Here is a 15,309-nt window from a genome sequence, read left to right on the forward strand (position 1 = left end):
CCCGACAGAGGCGCGCGGGCAAGCGCCTCTGTCGGGGCCTGCTGATCCGCCCGAAGGGAACTGGATCAGCAAGCTGCTCAAAGCCGTCGGCGTGGAGCACGAGAATCATCTCGCCGCCAAGCTCGATGACAGGCTCGCCGCCCGCCAGCCGGACAAGAATGGGGTTGATCTGAACGCTAACGCGCTTGCCAACCCTGCGTCCGACCAACCGAATGAAGCCGTTAAACCGGCCGCAGCGGAAACGCTCAAGAGCCTGCTGCTGCAGTTAACGGCTTCAGATGACACGCCGGCGCCGCTCAAGGAAGCCGCGCAGCAGGCGTTGGGACAGATTACGGGACAGCAGTTGATGCTGACCAACGATAAAACGGCCATGTTCACACAGATGACGTTGTTCATCCCGTTTGTTAACGGAAGCGGAGAGCAGTCGGCTGCCATTCATATTCAGTCGCGGAAGGGCAGCCGCGGTCAAGTGGATGCCAATAACTGCCGCCTTTTGTTCGACTTGCAGATGAAAGCGATGGGCAACACGCTTCTGGACGTGGCGGTCGTCAATAAAATTGTCTCGCTCACGATTCACAATGATCATCCGGCTATTGGCGCCCTCATGGAGACATCAAAGAAGGAAATATCGGAGGCGTTGAACCGCGTCGGCTATCAGTTTATTTCGCTGAAATGCTCGCCTTATCCCAAGCCTGTGGCAGCGGAAGCGGCTCCAGGGGACGGCGACTTGGCAGGGCGTGCGGATTTGAAATCCCTCTATCAACCGCTGACGTATAAAGGAGTCGATGTGCGCGCATGAAGTCCAACTCGGATAAGCCGCAGTCGCAGCCCGCGACGCCGATCAAAAAAGCTGTAGCCTTGAAATACGCGCCCGAAAAATCGAAAGCGCCGATCCTTGTCGCGAAAGGCAAGGGGCAAGTTGCGGAGTCGATTTTGCAAAAAGCCAAAGAAAACGGCATTCCGGTTCAAGAGGACTCTTCCCTGGTCGAAGTATTGTCCAAGCTTGAGCTGGATCAGGAAATTCCACCAGAGCTGTATCAGCTTGTAGCGGAGGTGCTCAGTTTCATCTATAGGTCAGATGGGCGTATGCGGTCGATCGTTGGGAGGGGACAGCCATAACGAATGCCAAGAATCACCGCAAGACGTTAGGAAAGCAGGGAGAAGCATTGGCTGCCGTCTATCTGCAAGAGCATGGCAGTCAAATCGTCGCTGCAAACTGGCGCTGCCGTTCGGGTGAAATCGATCTTATTGCTCTAGAACAGCAAACCCTCCTTTTCGTCGAAGTGCGGACGCGGCGCGCGACCGGCAGATTTGGCAGCGCCGCCGAATCCGTCGATTTCCGCAAACAGGCAAAGGTGCGCGAAACTGCGCAAATGTATCTCCACTATAAACGGCAATACGAATGTCCCGTTCGGTTCGACGTAGTGACGGTTGAGTTTTTCGCCGACAGGGAAGAGCCGGTGCTCACTCACATCAAAGGAGCCTTCTAACGCCGAGAATGTCTATCATTCTTGCGTCGGAAGGCTTCTTAAGTATGCGGCACAAAGGATACATCTCGGAGGAGCAACGTTGGAGTAGAGGGAGAACGGCGGCGTACATTCAATCGCGTTATATTAGCCAACTTGTTCGAGTTCCCTCTATGAACGGTAAAACCCCCATCTCATTTCGCCTGGATGCGACTCCCGTGCCAGCTGGGCTGGAAAAGCTCCAGTTCATTTCAGTCTTCTTCGAAGAAAGGCTTCAAAACGGGCAAATGTACTGGAAGAATTCCAGTTCAGCTCCCCAAATTGGGCAAAAGTGAGAAAATGAATGGGAAAATTCCAGTTCGGGGCGGATGGAGGAGAGTGGGAAGAACGAGACATTGGTATTTCAAATCGTTGATGTTCACTGAGTACCTTTTGGTTTACGAAGACAAATTACCAAAGTACCCCGTTTGTTTAAGCGCCTACGTGCGTATCCTGACAACATACGCTCATTCCCTCAAACCCCCATCTCCTCCAACCGCTGCTTCCGATCCAAATTCCGATACTGAATCGCTTCCGCCACATGTTCAGGCTTGATCGTATCGCTTTCCTCCAAATCCGCAATGGTCAATGCCAACCGGAGGATGCGGTCATAAGCCCTCGCACTCATGCCAAGAACTTCAAAAGAAGCGCGAAGCAGATCATCGCTTTCGGAAGGCAGCTTGCAAACCTGCCGCATCAGCTTCCCGCCTAGCTCGTTATTATGGCTAATTGGCGTTCCGGCGTAGCGCAGCTGCTGACGACGATGGGCACGCATAACCCGCTCCCGCATTTCGTGGGAGGAAAGTTGATTGGATTTATCCCGCAGGTGTGCGTAGTCCGGCTTAGGCACCTCCACATGCAGGTCGATGCGGTCGAGGAGCGGACCGGATATTTTGGAGCGGTAGTGTACGATTTTGGCGAGGGAGCAGGTGCAGATGTGGGTTGGGGTAGCCGTTCCGTAGTACCCGCAAGGGCATGGATTCATGGCGGCGGCAAGCAAAAATTGCGAAGGAAACGTATACGAGGCCCGAGCTCTGGAAATGACGACATGGCGATCCTCCAAGGGCTGGCGGAGCACCTCGAGCGCGCCGCGCGTAAATTCAGGCAGCTCGTCCAGAAACAGGACGCCTCGATGCGCGAGACTGACCTCTCCGGGCTTCGGGATGGAGCCGCCACCAACGAGTCCGGCCGGCGAGATCGAGTGATGAGGCGCGCGGAAGGCGCGCGTGCGAATCAAAGAAGAACGGCTTGCGAGCTTGCCGGATACGCTGTAGATTTTCGTCACTTCAAGCGATTCTTTGTCCGACATCGGCGGCAGAATGGAGGGGAGCCGCTTGATCAGCATCGTTTTTCCTGTTCCTGGCGGCCCCAGAAGAACAATATTGTGCATGCCCGCAGCGCTGATCATCATCGCGCGTTTGACCTGATGCTGCCCGCTGACATCGGCGTAATCTTCCATGAGTTGAAATCCGTTAGAAGTCCCGGCAGCCGGACTCTCAGCGGAGCTGTCATCGTTATCCCTGGTTTCCGCAAAATACTCAGGTAACGGACGATTCCTTTTAAAATCCGCCAGACTCGCAATCGTGCATACCGCCAGCCCCTCGATTAAGGCGGCCTCCGCAGCGTTGTGCCGGGAGAGACAGACATGCGAGATGCCCAGTTTCTTGGCGGCATGGACCATCGACAGTACACCGGGAACAGGGCGGAGGGAACCGTCCAATGCGAGCTCACCGAGAAAAAGTGTCTGTTGTGACAACATTTGCTGATCAATTTGACCAGATGTTAATAGGATCCCCATGGCTATGGCGAGATCGAAGGACGATCCTTCCTTCCGCAAATCCGCAGGGGCCAAGTTAACGGTAATGCGGTCCATCGGGAACGTATAGCCGCAATTTTTGATCGCGGACCTGACGCGTTCGACCGATTCCCGGATCGCCGAGTCAGGCAATCCGACGACATTGATCTGCGGCAAGCCGCTCGAAATATCGACTTCGACTTCGATTAATTGTCCGTCAATGCCTTGCAGGCAGGCGCTCATTACTTTTCCGTACATTGCAAAAACACCCTTTCTCCGTTGGTAATCAAGCCGACTTGGCGGCCTGTGTGCAACAGGAGTCGAGGTGCTTCCTCATGCCTCCGATATGTATCCACATCATAGCAAAAAATGGGAAATCAATGCAAGCCTGCAAAAACGAATTAAAATTCCTTGCGTTGCCCATAATGTAAAAAAGAGGTGATGGTAGGTATGCAAGAAAAACCGTATTTTTGTCCAAATTGCCGGTCGAATCGGATTAAATTCAATGTAATCACCAGCTATGCGCAGTCTTTTTTGAAGGATGCCCATTCTGGAATGATTACGGAGTTTACAGATCCGAATATGATTGCGGAGCAGGAGCCGATCATTCAGTGTCTGATCTGTTCTTTTTCCGGCAATGAAATGCGCTTTATCAAGCAGGCGGAACGCGAACCGCGCAGCGATAGCGGGACGATGGCGCCATATTAATCGAAAGCAGGAGCCGTATTTTCAGAAATGGAAATGCGGCTTCTCCTTTTTTCAAAGCAGGTCTTTTTAGAATTTTTCGGGGTGATAGCTAAAGTTTTTCACTGTGAAAGGAAAGTTTGAAGGGCTTCATGAAAAAAATAAGGAAACTGTCGAAAATAATGTGATACAATGGTTAGGGCTTGCGAAGAAGTGTGATACTAATTCCGGTAGCAAGATCGATTTTCGTGCCTAACGCAATTTGGAAATTACACTTTTCCCTGTATAGCACGTATAGAAAGTCCATACTGATAGGAGGATTTTAGGAAATGAATATCCATGAGTACCAAGGAAAAGAAGTCCTGAGACAGTACGGCGTCAGCGTTCCTAACGGAAAGGTTGCGTTCACCGTAGACGAGGCTGTTGAAGCAGCGAAAGAACTCGGTTCGTCCGTCGTCGTGGTTAAAGCGCAAATTCATGCCGGAGGTCGCGGTAAAGCGGGCGGCGTTAAAGTAGCTAAAAACCTCGATGAAGTTCGTACATATGCAAGCGAAATTCTGGGTAAAGTGCTTGTGACGCATCAAACAGGCCCGGAAGGTAAAGAAGTGAAGCGTCTTCTGATCGAAGAAGGCTGCGATATTAAGAAAGAGTACTACGTTGGCGTTGTCGTAGACCGTGCGACAGGCAGCGTTGTCATGATGGCTTCCGAAGAAGGCGGCACGGAGATCGAAGAAGTTGCGGCTCATTCGCCTGAGAAAATTTTCAAAGAAGTCGTAGACCCTGCAATTGGTCTTCAAGCTTTCCAAGCGCGCAGACTTGCTTACAACATCAATATCCCTAACGAACTGGTGAATAAAGCGGCGAAGTTCATGTTGGCTTTGTACACAGCATTCGTTGACAAAGATTGCTCCATTGCAGAAATCAATCCGCTGGTCGTAACTGGCGCTGGTGATGTAATGGCTCTTGACGCGAAATTAAACTTCGATTCCAACGCACTTTTCCGTCACAAAGACATCGTTGCGCTTCGCGACCTGGAAGAGGAAGACGCGAAAGAAATCGAAGCTTCCAAATATGATTTGAGCTACATCGCCCTTGACGGCAACATTGGCTGCATGGTTAACGGTGCGGGCCTTGCGATGGCAACTATGGACATCATCAAGCACTACGGCGGCGACCCTGCGAACTTCCTGGACGTAGGCGGCGGCGCTACGAAAGAGAAAGTTACAGAAGCTTTCAAAATCATCTTGTCGGACGAGCAGGTTAAAGGTATTTTCGTTAACATCTTCGGTGGCATCATGCGTTGCGACGTTATCGCTGAAGGCGTTATCGCTGCGGCTAGAGAGCTTGGTCTTTCCCGTCCGCTCGTTGTTCGTTTGGAAGGCACTAACGTTGAGCTCGGCAAAAAATTGCTGAACGAATCCGGCCTGAACATCGTTGCAGCAGATTCCATGGCTGACGGCGCGCAAAAAATCGTTGCACTTGTGAAATAAGGAAGATTTGAACGGTTTTTCAACTAATATAGGGGATGTGAACCATAGATCATGAGTATTTTGGTTAATAAACATACAAAAGTCATTACTCAAGGGATTACCGGCGCTACGGGTTTGTTCCATACCAAAGGCGGCTTGGATTACGGCACACAAATGGTTGGCGGTGTAACTCCAGGTAAAGGCGGTACTACTGTTGATATCACTTTGGAAAACGGCGAGCTTGTGAAGCTTCCGGTTTTCAACACAGTTCTTGAAGCGAAAAACGCAACTGGTGCGACAGCATCCGTTATCTACGTACCACCGGCTTTCGCAGCTGAGTCCATTATCGAAGCGATCGAAGCTGAGCTGGAACTCGTTATCTGTATTACAGAAGGTATTCCAGTCCTTGACATGGTGCGCGTAAAACGTTACCTGGAAGGCAAAAATACCGTGCTGATCGGGCCAAACTGCCCAGGCGTAATCACACCAGGCGAGTGCAAAATCGGCATTATGCCAGGCTACATCCATACACCAGGTCACGTAGGCGTTGTTTCCCGTTCCGGAACCCTGACTTACGAGGCTGTTCACCAATTGACAACTCGCGGCATCGGACAATCCTCCGCAGTTGGTATTGGCGGGGATCCAGTTAAAGGCTCCGAGTTTATCGACATCCTCAAACGTTTTGAAGCAGATCCAGACACTTACGCGGTTATCATGATTGGTGAAATTGGCGGTACTGCGGAAGAAGAAGCGGCAGAATGGATCGCAGCTAACATGACGAAACCGGTTGTCGGCTTCATCGGCGGTAAAACGGCGCCTCCGGGAAAACGTATGGGCCATGCTGGCGCCATCATTTCCGGTGGTAAAGGGACTGCAGCTGAAAAAGTGGCGACACTTGAAAAATGCGGTATCCGCGTAGCGGCTACACCTTCCGAAATGGGCTCCACACTGGTTGCCGTTCTGGAAGAAAAAGGTTTGCTGGACAAAGTGATCACTAAAAAATAAGTAACGCTATAGAAGGTAAGCAACCTTCCATGGCCCTGATTTTCAGGGCTTTGGGAGGTTTTTTTGTTTTGAGCTATGTCAGGCAAATTTGTCATTCGAGTAGGGAGTGTATATACTTATGAATAATCGCGATGTACTACTAGGTCTACACGAGCTTGAGGGTGTTGGCTGGAAAACGATTGATCAGGTGGTAACGAAGTTTCCTGAGCTTGGGGTGCTGCTGACGCTTTCCGCAGGCGATCTTCGGGCTGCTGGACTGCGCGGCGCGGTCGCGGAGCAAATTGCTGCGAAGCTGACGCCATCGTTCATTGAAGAGAAGCTTCAATTATATAACAAGCACGGCATACAGATCGTGACACGTATGGATGCCGAATTTCCGGCTATACTGAATGAAATCGCTGGGCCGCCATGGGTGTTGTATGCGAAGGGACGCACTGCCCTGCTCAAGGAGCATCTGCTTGGCATGGTGGGGACCCGAACGCCGACGTTGTATGGCAAAAAGATCGCGGAAGAATGGGCAGGCGCGCTTTCGCGGGTTGGCTTTGGCATTGTAAGCGGTCTCGCCAGAGGCATCGACAGTCGGGCGCACGTCGGCGCGCTGCAAGGGCCGTCGCGTACGGTGGCTGTGCTGGGTTGCGCAATTAACCAAATCTATCCGCGTGAAAATGCACTGCTGTACCGCCGGATTGAAGAGGAAGGCGTGATTATTTCGGAGTATCCCATCGGCTGCGGGATGCATCCCGGTATGTTTCCGCAGCGCAACCGCATTATTGCGGGACTGTCTATCGGGGTAACGGTGGTGGAAGCTGCAGAAGACAGCGGATCGCTCATTACCGTAGAGCATGCGCTTGACGCGTCTCGCGATGTGTTTGCGATTCCGGGCCCGATTCATTCCAGGCAGAGCAGCGGTGTTCATAAGCTTTTAAAGGACGGGGCTAAATTAGTTACGCGGGTCGAAGAAATTGTCGAAGAATATAAACACTTGCTTGGCAAGGCTGATTTTAGCGTGATTGGCAAGGCAAATCCGGTCTTGTCCTTGACGCCGGACGAGCTCGAAATCTACCGAATTGTGTCGGAGGAGCCGGTCTCCATTGACACTTTAATAGAAGCAACGCAATTTACGTTTGGACATTTGCATGGAGTTCTGTTATCTTTAGTTTTGAAAAAGGCGATTAAACAGCTTCCGGGTTCATCATACATTCGAGCATAGGCAAAACACGAAGTTTTTCTTCTCGCCAAGCAACTTTAACCTTTGAAATGATGAAGGGAGGAAGGACGGACCATGGCAGATTCATTAGTTATTGTAGAGTCACCCGCCAAAGCCAAAACCATTGGAAAATATTTAGGCAGCAAATACATCGTGAAAGCCTCGATGGGTCATATTCGCGACCTTCCGAAAAGCCAAACTGGCGTAGAAGTGGAACGAAACTTTGAGCCTAAATACATAACGATTCGTGGAAAAGGGTCCATTCTGAAAGAACTCAAAGACGCGAGCAAAAAAGTGAAGCGCATTTATCTGGCGGCTGACCCGGATCGCGAAGGGGAAGCGATCGCGTGGCATTTGGCGCACTATTTGGATGTAGGGTCGGATGAAGCTTGTCGTGTTGTGTTTAATGAAATTACGAAAGATGCCGTTAAGGATGCCTTTAAGACACCTCGCCGCATTAATCAAGATCTGGTAAATGCACAGCAAGCTCGTCGGATTCTGGATCGGCTTGTCGGTTATAAAATCAGTCCTTTGCTGTGGAAAAAAGTGAAAAAGGGCTTATCCGCAGGTCGTGTACAATCTGTGGCAGTCAAACTGATTCAAGATCGCGAGAATGAAATCGACGCATTCGTTCCGGAGGAATATTGGTCAATTACAGCAATTTTGGCCGCCGGCAAGTCCTCGTTTGAAGCGAAGTATTACAGCCTGAACGGTGAGAAAAAAGAGTTAAAATCGCAGGATGATGTCAATGACGTACTTGCTGCGATGGGCTCGGAAAATTTTACAGTCAGTGAAGTAAAAGAGAAAGAGCGCCAGCGTAACCCTTCCCCGCCTTTTATTACAAGCTCCTTGCAGCAGGAAGCGGCCAGAAAGCTAAATTTCCGCGCATCTAAAACGATGTCAGTCGCTCAGCAGCTTTATGAAGGGATCGATCTTGGGAAAGAGGGAACTGTCGGTTTGATTACGTATATGCGTACCGATTCGACACGAATTTCGCCGGTTGCGCAAGAAGAAGCGAAAGAGTTCATCATGATGAAGTACGGTCCGACTTATTACCCGGAAACGCCTCGCCAATATATTCGTAAGAATGCCAACGCGCAAGACGCTCACGAAGGTATTCGTCCTTCGTCCGTCCTTCGCGAGCCGGATCAGATGAAGGAGTTTTTAAGCAAGGATCAGTATCGATTGTATAAGCTGATCTGGGACCGTTTTATCTCCAGTCAAATGTCCTCCGCGATTCTGGACACAATGACGATTGATCTTACGGCAGGCAATACGGTATTCCGCGCGAATGGCTCCAAATTAAAGTTTCCCGGTTTCATGAAGGTGTATGTGGAAAGTAACGACGATGGCACGACGGAAGAAGACAAGCTGCTTCCTCCGCTCGTTAAAGGTGATTCGCTGCAGAAGCAAAGCGTCGAGCCGAAGCAGCACTTTACTCAGCCGCCTCCACGGTACACAGAAGCCCGTCTCGTTCGTGCGCTCGAGGAAATGGGTATTGGCCGTCCAAGTACGTATGCGCCGACGCTGGAGACCATTCAGAAACGTGGTTATGTGGCAATCGAGGAGAAGAAATTCGTGCCTACGGAGTTAGGTGAGCTGGTTAATCAGATGATGCAGGAATTTTTTCCGGAAATTTTGGACATCGAGTTCACCGCGCATATGGAAGAAGAACTGGACTTGGTGGAAGAAGGGAAGGAAGACTGGGTTCGAGTCTTGTCTTCGTTCTACGAGTCGTTTGAGAAACGATTGCATTTTGCCGAAGAAGAAATGAAAGAGATTGAAATTCAAGACGAAGTCTCGGATGAATTGTGCGAGAAATGCGGCAAGCCGATGGTGTATAAAATGGGGCGTTTCGGCAAGTTTCTGGCCTGCTCGGGCTTTCCGGACTGCCGGAACACGAAGCCGATCATTAAAGATATCGGTGTGACGTGCCCAACGTGTCATGTTGGTAAAATCGTCGAGCGCAGAAGCAAGAAAGGCCGCGTCTTCTACGGATGCGATCAGTATCCGACCTGCGACTTTGTGTCTTGGGATAAACCGGCCAGCCGTCCGTGTCCGGAATGCGGCTCGCTGATGATTGAGAAACGTACGAAGAGCGGAGCGACGCTCCAATGTACGAAGTGTGACCATAAAGAGGAAGCGGCTGAAGCGGAAGACCAGTCGTTTGAAATCGAAGATTAGAGGTGTACGATTTTGTCGGAAACAACAAGGGTGACGGTTATCGGCGCAGGGCTGGCAGGCAGTGAGGCTGCTTGGCAAATCGCGCGTCAAGGCGTGCCCGTTACGTTATACGAAATGCGCAATGTCAGAAAGACGCCTGCGCACATTACAGATCAATTCGCTGAGCTCGTATGCAGTAATTCGCTGCGAGCCAATGGGTTGACGAACGCAGTCGGCGTTCTGAAGGAAGAAATGCGGCGTCTGGATTCCCTGATCCTTTCGTGCGCCGATGAGCATGCGGTACCTGCGGGCGGCGCACTGGCGGTAGATCGCGAAGGGTTCTCGCAGGCGGTCACGAGCCGTCTGCGGAACCACCCGCTGATCGAGGTGCGCAACGAAGAGGTGCAGGCGCTGCCGGAGGGCATTACGGTCGTCGCGTCGGGCCCGCTGACGTCGCCGGATTTGTCAGCGGCGCTTAAAGGCCTGATGGGCGAAGAGTATCTTTACTTCTACGATGCTGCGGCGCCGATTGTCGAGAAAGACTCCATCGACATGAGCAAGGTGTACCTCGCTTCCCGCTATGATAAAGGAGAAGCCGCTTACCTGAACTGTCCGATGACGGAGGAAGAGTTCAACGTCTTCTACGAAGCGTTGATTACAGCCGAGGTCGCGGAACTCAAGGACTTCGAGAAAGAAATTTATTTCGAAGGCTGCATGCCGCTCGAAGTGATGGCCAAGCGCGGCCGGCAGACGGTGCTGTTCGGTCCGATGAAGCCAGTTGGCCTGCTCAACCCGCACACAGGCAAAATGCCACATGCGGTCGTTCAGCTTCGCCAGGACAACGCTGCGGGCACGCTGTACAATCTGGTCGGCTTCCAGACCCATCTCAAGTGGGGCGAGCAGAAACGCGTGCTATCGCTCATTCCAGGGCTTGAGAATGCGGAATTTGTACGTTATGGCGTGATGCACCGCAACACGTTCATCAATTCGCCGAAGCTGCTAGAGGCGACGTACCAATACAAGCGGCTCGAGGATCTTTTCTTCGCAGGCCAAATGACCGGCGTCGAAGGGTATGTGGAATCGGCGGCATCGGGCTTGATTGCAGGTTTGAACGCTGGCCGCATGGCTAGAGGCCTCGCATGTGTGGTTGTGCCGCCGGAGACAACGTTGGGCTCAATGGCGAACTATATCACGACGGCGGACTTTAAGCATTTTCAACCGATGAATGCAAATTTCGGTTTGCTGCCGCAATTGCCGGAACGTATTCGCAACAAAAAAGAAAAGTACGAAAAGCTGGCTAACCGCGCGCTGGAAAGTATTCAGAATTTTAAGACTACAATTTCCGAATAAGTTGTCAACGTAATTGTCCGTGTGTTAATATAATTATGTTTTGTTGCATTTTTCATGGGTTTGATCATACATTTACCTCTAGATGCGGTCATTCGATTCCGAAGGCCTCGCTAGAGGTTTCTCTCATTTTAAAGACACATTCAGGTATGCGCACATAAGCCCGGCAAAAATCTGATCAAGGAGTGAATAGGGATGGATCCAAGTCAAGCTACGTTCCATGCAACAACGATTTTTGCTATCCGTCATCAGGGTAAGGGGGCTATTGCAGGCGACGGTCAGGTGACGTTCGGCAATAGCATGATCATGAAGAGCACAGCCAAGAAAGTGCGGCGTTTATATAGAGGGAAAGTGATTGCCGGATTTGCGGGCTCCGTTTCCGATGCGATTACGCTGTTTGAGAAATTTGAGGGTAAGCTGGAGGAGCACCACGGCAACCTGCAGCGCGCCGCAGTGGAGCTGACGAAGGATTGGCGCCAGGATCGCGTGCTTCGCCGGTTGGAAGCGATGATGATCGTGATGGATGCGAGCGGCCTTTTGCTGCTTAGCGGTAATGGTGAAGTGATTGAGCCCGACGACGGCATCCTGGCGATCGGTTCGGGCGGCAGCTTTGCACTGGCGGCGGGCAGAGCGCTGCATCGTCACGCACCTCAGCTCAGCGCGAAGGAGATTGCGCATGCCGCTTTGACGACGGCTGCTGAAATTTGTGTTTTTACCAATCATAATATTATAGTTGAAGAGATTGAGTAGTGCGCAGAATTCGTTTGTCTTTGAACATATGAAGGAGGTTACCGAAATGGCGATTAGCTCCCTTACTCCCAAGCAAATTGTTCAGGAACTGGATCGATATATTGTAGGTCAAAAGAAAGCGAAAAAGTCGGTAGCCATTGCACTTCGCAACCGCTACCGGAGAAATCTCGTCGACGAAGTGATACGGGATGAAATCGTCCCCAAGAATATCCTGATGATCGGGCCGACGGGCGTCGGGAAAACCGAAATTGCGCGCCGCCTTGCCAAGTTGGTGGGCGCTCCCTTTGTTAAAGTGGAGGCGACCAAGTTTACCGAGGTCGGTTATGTCGGGCGTGATGTGGAATCGATGGTTCGCGACCTGGTAGAAGTTGCGGTCCGCATGGTCAAAGGAGAACGGATGGAGAAGGTGAAGGATCGCGCGGAGAAGCTGGCTGACGAGCGGCTCGTCGCGCTGCTAGCGCCGAATCCGGTTCGCGCGAAGTCGCAGAAGAATCCATTTGAAATGCTCTTCGGCGGTCAAAATCAGGCTGAACAGGAAGAGCCGGCGCCGGATCCTTCGATTAGCGCGAAACGCTCGCAAATCGCTGAGCAGTTGGCAAGCGGTAAGCTCGAGAATGAAACCGTCGAGATCGAAGTCGAGGACAATGCGCCGTCGATGCTGGATATGCTAGGCGGGCAGGGCGGCAATGAACAGGCCGGCATGAACATGCAGGAGATGTTCGGCAGCCTGTTGCCGAAGCGAATGAAGAAGCGCAAGCTGTTGGTGAAAGAAGCGAGAAAAGTGCTGACGCAGGAAGAGGCGCAAAAGCTGATCGACATGGACGACGTCATCCAGGAATCCGTGCAGCGCGCGGAGCAAAGCGGCATTATTTTTATCGATGAGATTGATAAAGTGGCGAGTTCTTCCCGCGGCGGCAGCGGGCCGGATATTTCCCGCGAAGGCGTGCAGCGCGACATTTTGCCGATTGTGGAAGGTTCGACGGTTGTGACCAAATACGGCCCGGTCAAAACGGATTATGTACTGTTCATTGGCGCCGGAGCGTTTCATATTGCAAAGCCTTCGGATCTGATTCCGGAGCTTCAAGGCCGGTTCCCGATCCGGGTCGAACTCAGCGATTTGTCGCTGGAGGATTTTGTGTCCATTTTGACGGAGCCCAAGAATGCGCTGACTAAGCAGTATACCGCGCTTCTGGAAACGGAAGGGATATCGATTGCATTCTCTGACGAAGCGATTCAAGAAATCGCTCGGATTGCCGTGGAAGTGAATCAGCAAACCGAAAACATCGGGGCGCGGAGACTCCACACCATTTTAGAAAAACTGCTGGAAGATTTGTCTTATGAAGCACCTGAAATTACACTGGAATCGTTTGTGATCAATCCGGAGTATGTGCGCGAGAAACTGAACAGCATCGTGAAGAACAAAGACTTGAGCCAGTACATTCTATAAATAGATTCTTGCAAGGTGAAGGTAGTAGGAGGCAGTTACATGAGTTTATTGAACAAGACAAGAAGGCTGAATCGCTTGCTGCAGAAGGAAGCGGGCAACGCCGTTAGCTTTATGGATATGGCGGAAGTACTGCGGGATATCGTTATCGCCAATATTTACGTAGTGAGTCGCAAAGGGAAGATTCTGGGTTACGCTGTTACGAATGATCCCGTTAACCCGGAAATGGACCAAACGATTCTAATTGAAGGTCGGTTTCCGACAGAATCCAACAATTTGCTGCTCAAAATTGAAGAGACGGCATCGACTTCAGAGCCGGATAGCCCGTATTTTTACTACACGGAACAAATGAAGGATATGTTTCCCTATACCTACACTACTTTAGTACCAATCATCGGTGCGGGCTCCCGATTGGGCACATTGATTTTAAGTCGCAACGAAGGTCATTTCATCGATGACGATCTAGTGCTTGCTGAGTACGGGTCTACCGTGATTGCGATGGAAATTTTACGAGAGCGTGCGGAAGAGATTGAAGAGGAAGCACGCAGCAAAGCTGTCGTGCAAGTGGCGATGGGGTCGCTGTCGTTTAGTGAAATGGAAGCGGTTGAGCATATTTTCGAGGAACTGGAAGGGAAGGAAGGGCTGCTTGTCGCGAGCAAAATTGCGGACCGCGTAGGCATTACCCGTTCCGTGATCGTCAATGCGCTCAGGAAATTGGAAAGCGCAGGCGTGATTGAAACGCGGTCGCTCGGGATGAAAGGCACTTATATCCGTATTCTCAAAGAACAGCTAATTCACAGCATTGAGCAGCTCAAAACGAAGCTTTGATTGGATATTTTTGATTTTTGTAAAGCCCTGTCTTTGAAAAAAAGATAGGGCTTTTTTCTTATTGTCAGGTAGGCTAATTTCTTAGATGATAGGTTATATGAATTCGGTAGTTACAAAATTCTACAATTTTTCACATCTGGCCAGAAATTTGTAGAATGTGTCGAAATAAGAAGGAATCGCGCTTTTTATGTGGAAGTAGTAGTAATGCAATCGAAAAAAGAGGGGATTTCGCGATGTCATTTTTAGACAAACCCAGTTGGAATTTGATGGAGCGTTCGCTGGATGCATCCGCACTCAGGCAAAAGGTTGTAGCGAATAACATTGCCAACGTGGATACCCCGAACTATAAACGCGCCGATGTTTTGTTTGAAGAACTGTTGCAGGACCAATTGAATGGAAGTACGCCTTCTATAGAAGGAAGACGAACGGATCCGCGTCATTTTGTCATTGGCCAATCAACCAGTTTGCCGAATTCCGAGGTTAAAACCGATGAGTCGACGGCAATCAACAATAACATGAATAACGTAGATATGGACTACGAGATGTCGTTAATGGCGAAAAATCAATTGAAATACAACACGATGATTCAACAGATGAACAGTGAGTTCAAAAAATTACGTACAGTGCTGGGGGGCAAGTAATAACCGATGAGACTCACTAACGGATTTGATATTAGTGCATCTGCTTTGACGGCACAGCGGCTGCGGATGGACGTTGTTTCTTCCAATATTGCGAATGCGGATACGACGAGAGCGAAATTTGTTGACGGCAAATGGGTGCCTTATAGCAGAAAACTGGTATCGTTTGAAACGAAGTCACAGCCGAGCTTTGCGCAGACGCTGGATTCGGCGATGGCCGACGGCACGGGTGAAGGGGTTCGTGTTAATAAAATATTCGAAGACAATTCTCCGTTTAAGCAGGTATACAACCCAAGTCATCCGGATGCCGACAGCAATGGCTTTGTTTACATGCCGAACGTGGACGTGCTGAAAGAAATGGTGGATATGATCTCCGCGACGAGATCGTACGAAGCTAACGTAACGGCCCTGAACGCCAGCAAATCGATGATTACGAAAGCACTTGAAATTGGCAGATAATCCGACCGGGAGGTT

The 15,309-nt window shown here is 50.7% G+C and carries 14 protein-coding genes and 1 pseudogene; 14 read left to right on the forward strand and 1 reads right to left on the reverse strand.

Going from position 1 to position 15,309, the window contains the following annotated elements:
• The 3 genes and pseudogenes from ABE504_RS32325 to ABE504_RS32335 form a co-directional block, all read left to right on the forward strand.
• Nucleotides 1-799 (forward strand): annotated as a pseudogene (locus ABE504_RS32325) (hypothetical protein); the annotation flags it as partial.
• A complete protein-coding gene (locus ABE504_RS32330) occupies nt 796-1,119 on the forward strand; it encodes an EscU/YscU/HrcU family type III secretion system export apparatus switch protein (RefSeq protein ID WP_430096775.1) in 324 nt (107 codons plus the stop codon). The pseudogene ABE504_RS32325 and the gene ABE504_RS32330, both read left to right, overlap by 4 nt.
• Nucleotides 1,116-1,490 carry a YraN family protein gene (locus tag ABE504_RS32335; protein ID WP_430096894.1) on the forward strand — a complete coding sequence of 125 codons (375 nt, stop codon included), beginning with the start codon at nt 1,116-1,118 and terminating at the stop codon, nt 1,488-1,490. Before ABE504_RS32330 ends, ABE504_RS32335 begins: the two co-directional genes overlap by 4 nt.
• 490 nt (nt 1,491-1,980) lie before the next feature.
• On the opposite strand, the gene ABE504_RS32340 is transcribed toward ABE504_RS32335, so the two are convergent.
• Entirely contained in the window at nt 1,981-3,558 is a 1,578-nt protein-coding gene (locus ABE504_RS32340) for a YifB family Mg chelatase-like AAA ATPase (protein WP_430096777.1), read from the reverse strand.
• A gap of 297 nt (nt 3,559-3,855) precedes the next feature.
• Here ABE504_RS32340 and ABE504_RS32345 point away from each other — a divergent pair, with 297 nt between their 5' ends.
• From ABE504_RS32345 to flgC, 11 genes are all read left to right on the forward strand, one after another.
• Nucleotides 3,856-4,008, forward strand: coding sequence for a hypothetical protein (locus ABE504_RS32345; RefSeq protein WP_430096779.1), 153 nt, complete (start codon nt 3,856-3,858; stop codon nt 4,006-4,008).
• Between the two features lie 305 nt (nt 4,009-4,313).
• Nucleotides 4,314-5,474 (forward strand): ADP-forming succinate--CoA ligase subunit beta, encoded by a 1,161-nt coding sequence (sucC, locus tag ABE504_RS32350; protein WP_430096781.1) that lies wholly within the window; start codon nt 4,314-4,316, stop codon nt 5,472-5,474.
• 51 nt (nt 5,475-5,525) lie between these two features.
• Nucleotides 5,526-6,458 carry a succinate--CoA ligase subunit alpha gene (sucD, locus tag ABE504_RS32355; RefSeq protein WP_126144964.1) on the forward strand — a complete coding sequence of 311 codons (933 nt, stop codon included), beginning with the start codon at nt 5,526-5,528 and terminating at the stop codon, nt 6,456-6,458.
• Between the two features lie 118 nt (nt 6,459-6,576).
• Nucleotides 6,577-7,668, forward strand: a complete 1,092-nt coding sequence (gene dprA, locus ABE504_RS32360) for a DNA-processing protein DprA (RefSeq protein ID WP_430096783.1) — start codon at nt 6,577-6,579, stop codon at nt 7,666-7,668.
• 72 nt (nt 7,669-7,740) lie between these two features.
• Nucleotides 7,741-9,849 carry a type I DNA topoisomerase gene (gene topA, locus ABE504_RS32365; RefSeq protein WP_430096785.1) on the forward strand — a complete coding sequence of 703 codons (2,109 nt, stop codon included), beginning with the start codon at nt 7,741-7,743 and terminating at the stop codon, nt 9,847-9,849.
• Between the two features lie 12 nt (nt 9,850-9,861).
• Nucleotides 9,862-11,178 carry an FADH(2)-oxidizing methylenetetrahydrofolate--tRNA-(uracil(54)-C(5))-methyltransferase TrmFO gene (gene trmFO / locus ABE504_RS32370; protein ID WP_430096787.1) on the forward strand — a complete coding sequence of 439 codons (1,317 nt, stop codon included), beginning with the start codon at nt 9,862-9,864 and terminating at the stop codon, nt 11,176-11,178.
• 192 nt (nt 11,179-11,370) lie between these two features.
• Complete coding sequence (gene hslV, locus ABE504_RS32375; protein WP_430076801.1) at nt 11,371-11,925, forward strand: ATP-dependent protease subunit HslV; 555 nt, start codon at nt 11,371-11,373, stop codon at nt 11,923-11,925.
• Nucleotides 11,926-11,971: 46 nt separating this feature from the next.
• Nucleotides 11,972-13,372 carry an ATP-dependent protease ATPase subunit HslU gene (gene hslU / locus ABE504_RS32380; protein WP_430096789.1) on the forward strand — a complete coding sequence of 467 codons (1,401 nt, stop codon included), beginning with the start codon at nt 11,972-11,974 and terminating at the stop codon, nt 13,370-13,372.
• A 39-nt stretch (nt 13,373-13,411) separates the two neighbouring features.
• Nucleotides 13,412-14,197: a GTP-sensing pleiotropic transcriptional regulator CodY gene (gene codY / locus ABE504_RS32385; RefSeq protein ID WP_430096791.1), complete on the forward strand. Its 786-nt coding sequence runs from the start codon at nt 13,412-13,414 to the stop codon at nt 14,195-14,197.
• Nucleotides 14,198-14,430: 233 nt separating this feature from the next.
• On the forward strand, nt 14,431-14,838 hold the full coding sequence (gene flgB / locus ABE504_RS32390) for a flagellar basal body rod protein FlgB (RefSeq protein ID WP_430096793.1): 408 nt from the start codon (nt 14,431-14,433) through the stop codon (nt 14,836-14,838).
• A 6-nt stretch (nt 14,839-14,844) separates the two neighbouring features.
• Nucleotides 14,845-15,294 (forward strand): flagellar basal body rod protein FlgC, encoded by a 450-nt coding sequence (gene flgC / locus ABE504_RS32395; RefSeq protein ID WP_430076807.1) that lies wholly within the window; start codon nt 14,845-14,847, stop codon nt 15,292-15,294.
• The last annotated feature ends 15 nt before the right edge of the window (nt 15,295-15,309 follow it).

This window comes from Paenibacillus oryzisoli (assembly GCF_050467285.1).
Classification (GTDB): domain Bacteria; phylum Bacillota; class Bacilli; order Paenibacillales; family NBRC-103111; genus Paenibacillus_E; species Paenibacillus_E oryzisoli_A.

What these genes read in the sequence shown, in the direction of transcription:
- sucC (WP_430096781.1), top strand. Translation starts at nt 4,314, where the DNA reads ATGAATATCCATGAGTACCAAGGAAAAGAAGTCCTGAGACAGTACGGC.
- ABE504_RS32340 (WP_430096777.1), bottom strand. Translation starts at nt 3,558, where the DNA reads ATGTACGGAAAAGTAATGAGCGCCTGCCTGCAAGGCATTGACGGACAA.
- flgC (WP_430076807.1), top strand. Translation starts at nt 14,845, where the DNA reads ATGAGACTCACTAACGGATTTGATATTAGTGCATCTGCTTTGACGGCA.
- codY (WP_430096791.1), top strand. Translation starts at nt 13,412, where the DNA reads ATGAGTTTATTGAACAAGACAAGAAGGCTGAATCGCTTGCTGCAGAAG.
- ABE504_RS32345 (WP_430096779.1), top strand. Translation starts at nt 3,856, where the DNA reads ATGATTACGGAGTTTACAGATCCGAATATGATTGCGGAGCAGGAGCCG.
- topA (WP_430096785.1), top strand. Translation starts at nt 7,741, where the DNA reads ATGGCAGATTCATTAGTTATTGTAGAGTCACCCGCCAAAGCCAAAACC.
- flgB (WP_430096793.1), top strand. Translation starts at nt 14,431, where the DNA reads ATGTCATTTTTAGACAAACCCAGTTGGAATTTGATGGAGCGTTCGCTG.
- dprA (WP_430096783.1), top strand. Translation starts at nt 6,577, where the DNA reads ATGAATAATCGCGATGTACTACTAGGTCTACACGAGCTTGAGGGTGTT.
- sucD (WP_126144964.1), top strand. Translation starts at nt 5,526, where the DNA reads ATGAGTATTTTGGTTAATAAACATACAAAAGTCATTACTCAAGGGATT.
- hslU (WP_430096789.1), top strand. Translation starts at nt 11,972, where the DNA reads ATGGCGATTAGCTCCCTTACTCCCAAGCAAATTGTTCAGGAACTGGAT.
- ABE504_RS32330 (WP_430096775.1), top strand. Translation starts at nt 796, where the DNA reads ATGAAGTCCAACTCGGATAAGCCGCAGTCGCAGCCCGCGACGCCGATC.
- hslV (WP_430076801.1), top strand. Translation starts at nt 11,371, where the DNA reads ATGGATCCAAGTCAAGCTACGTTCCATGCAACAACGATTTTTGCTATC.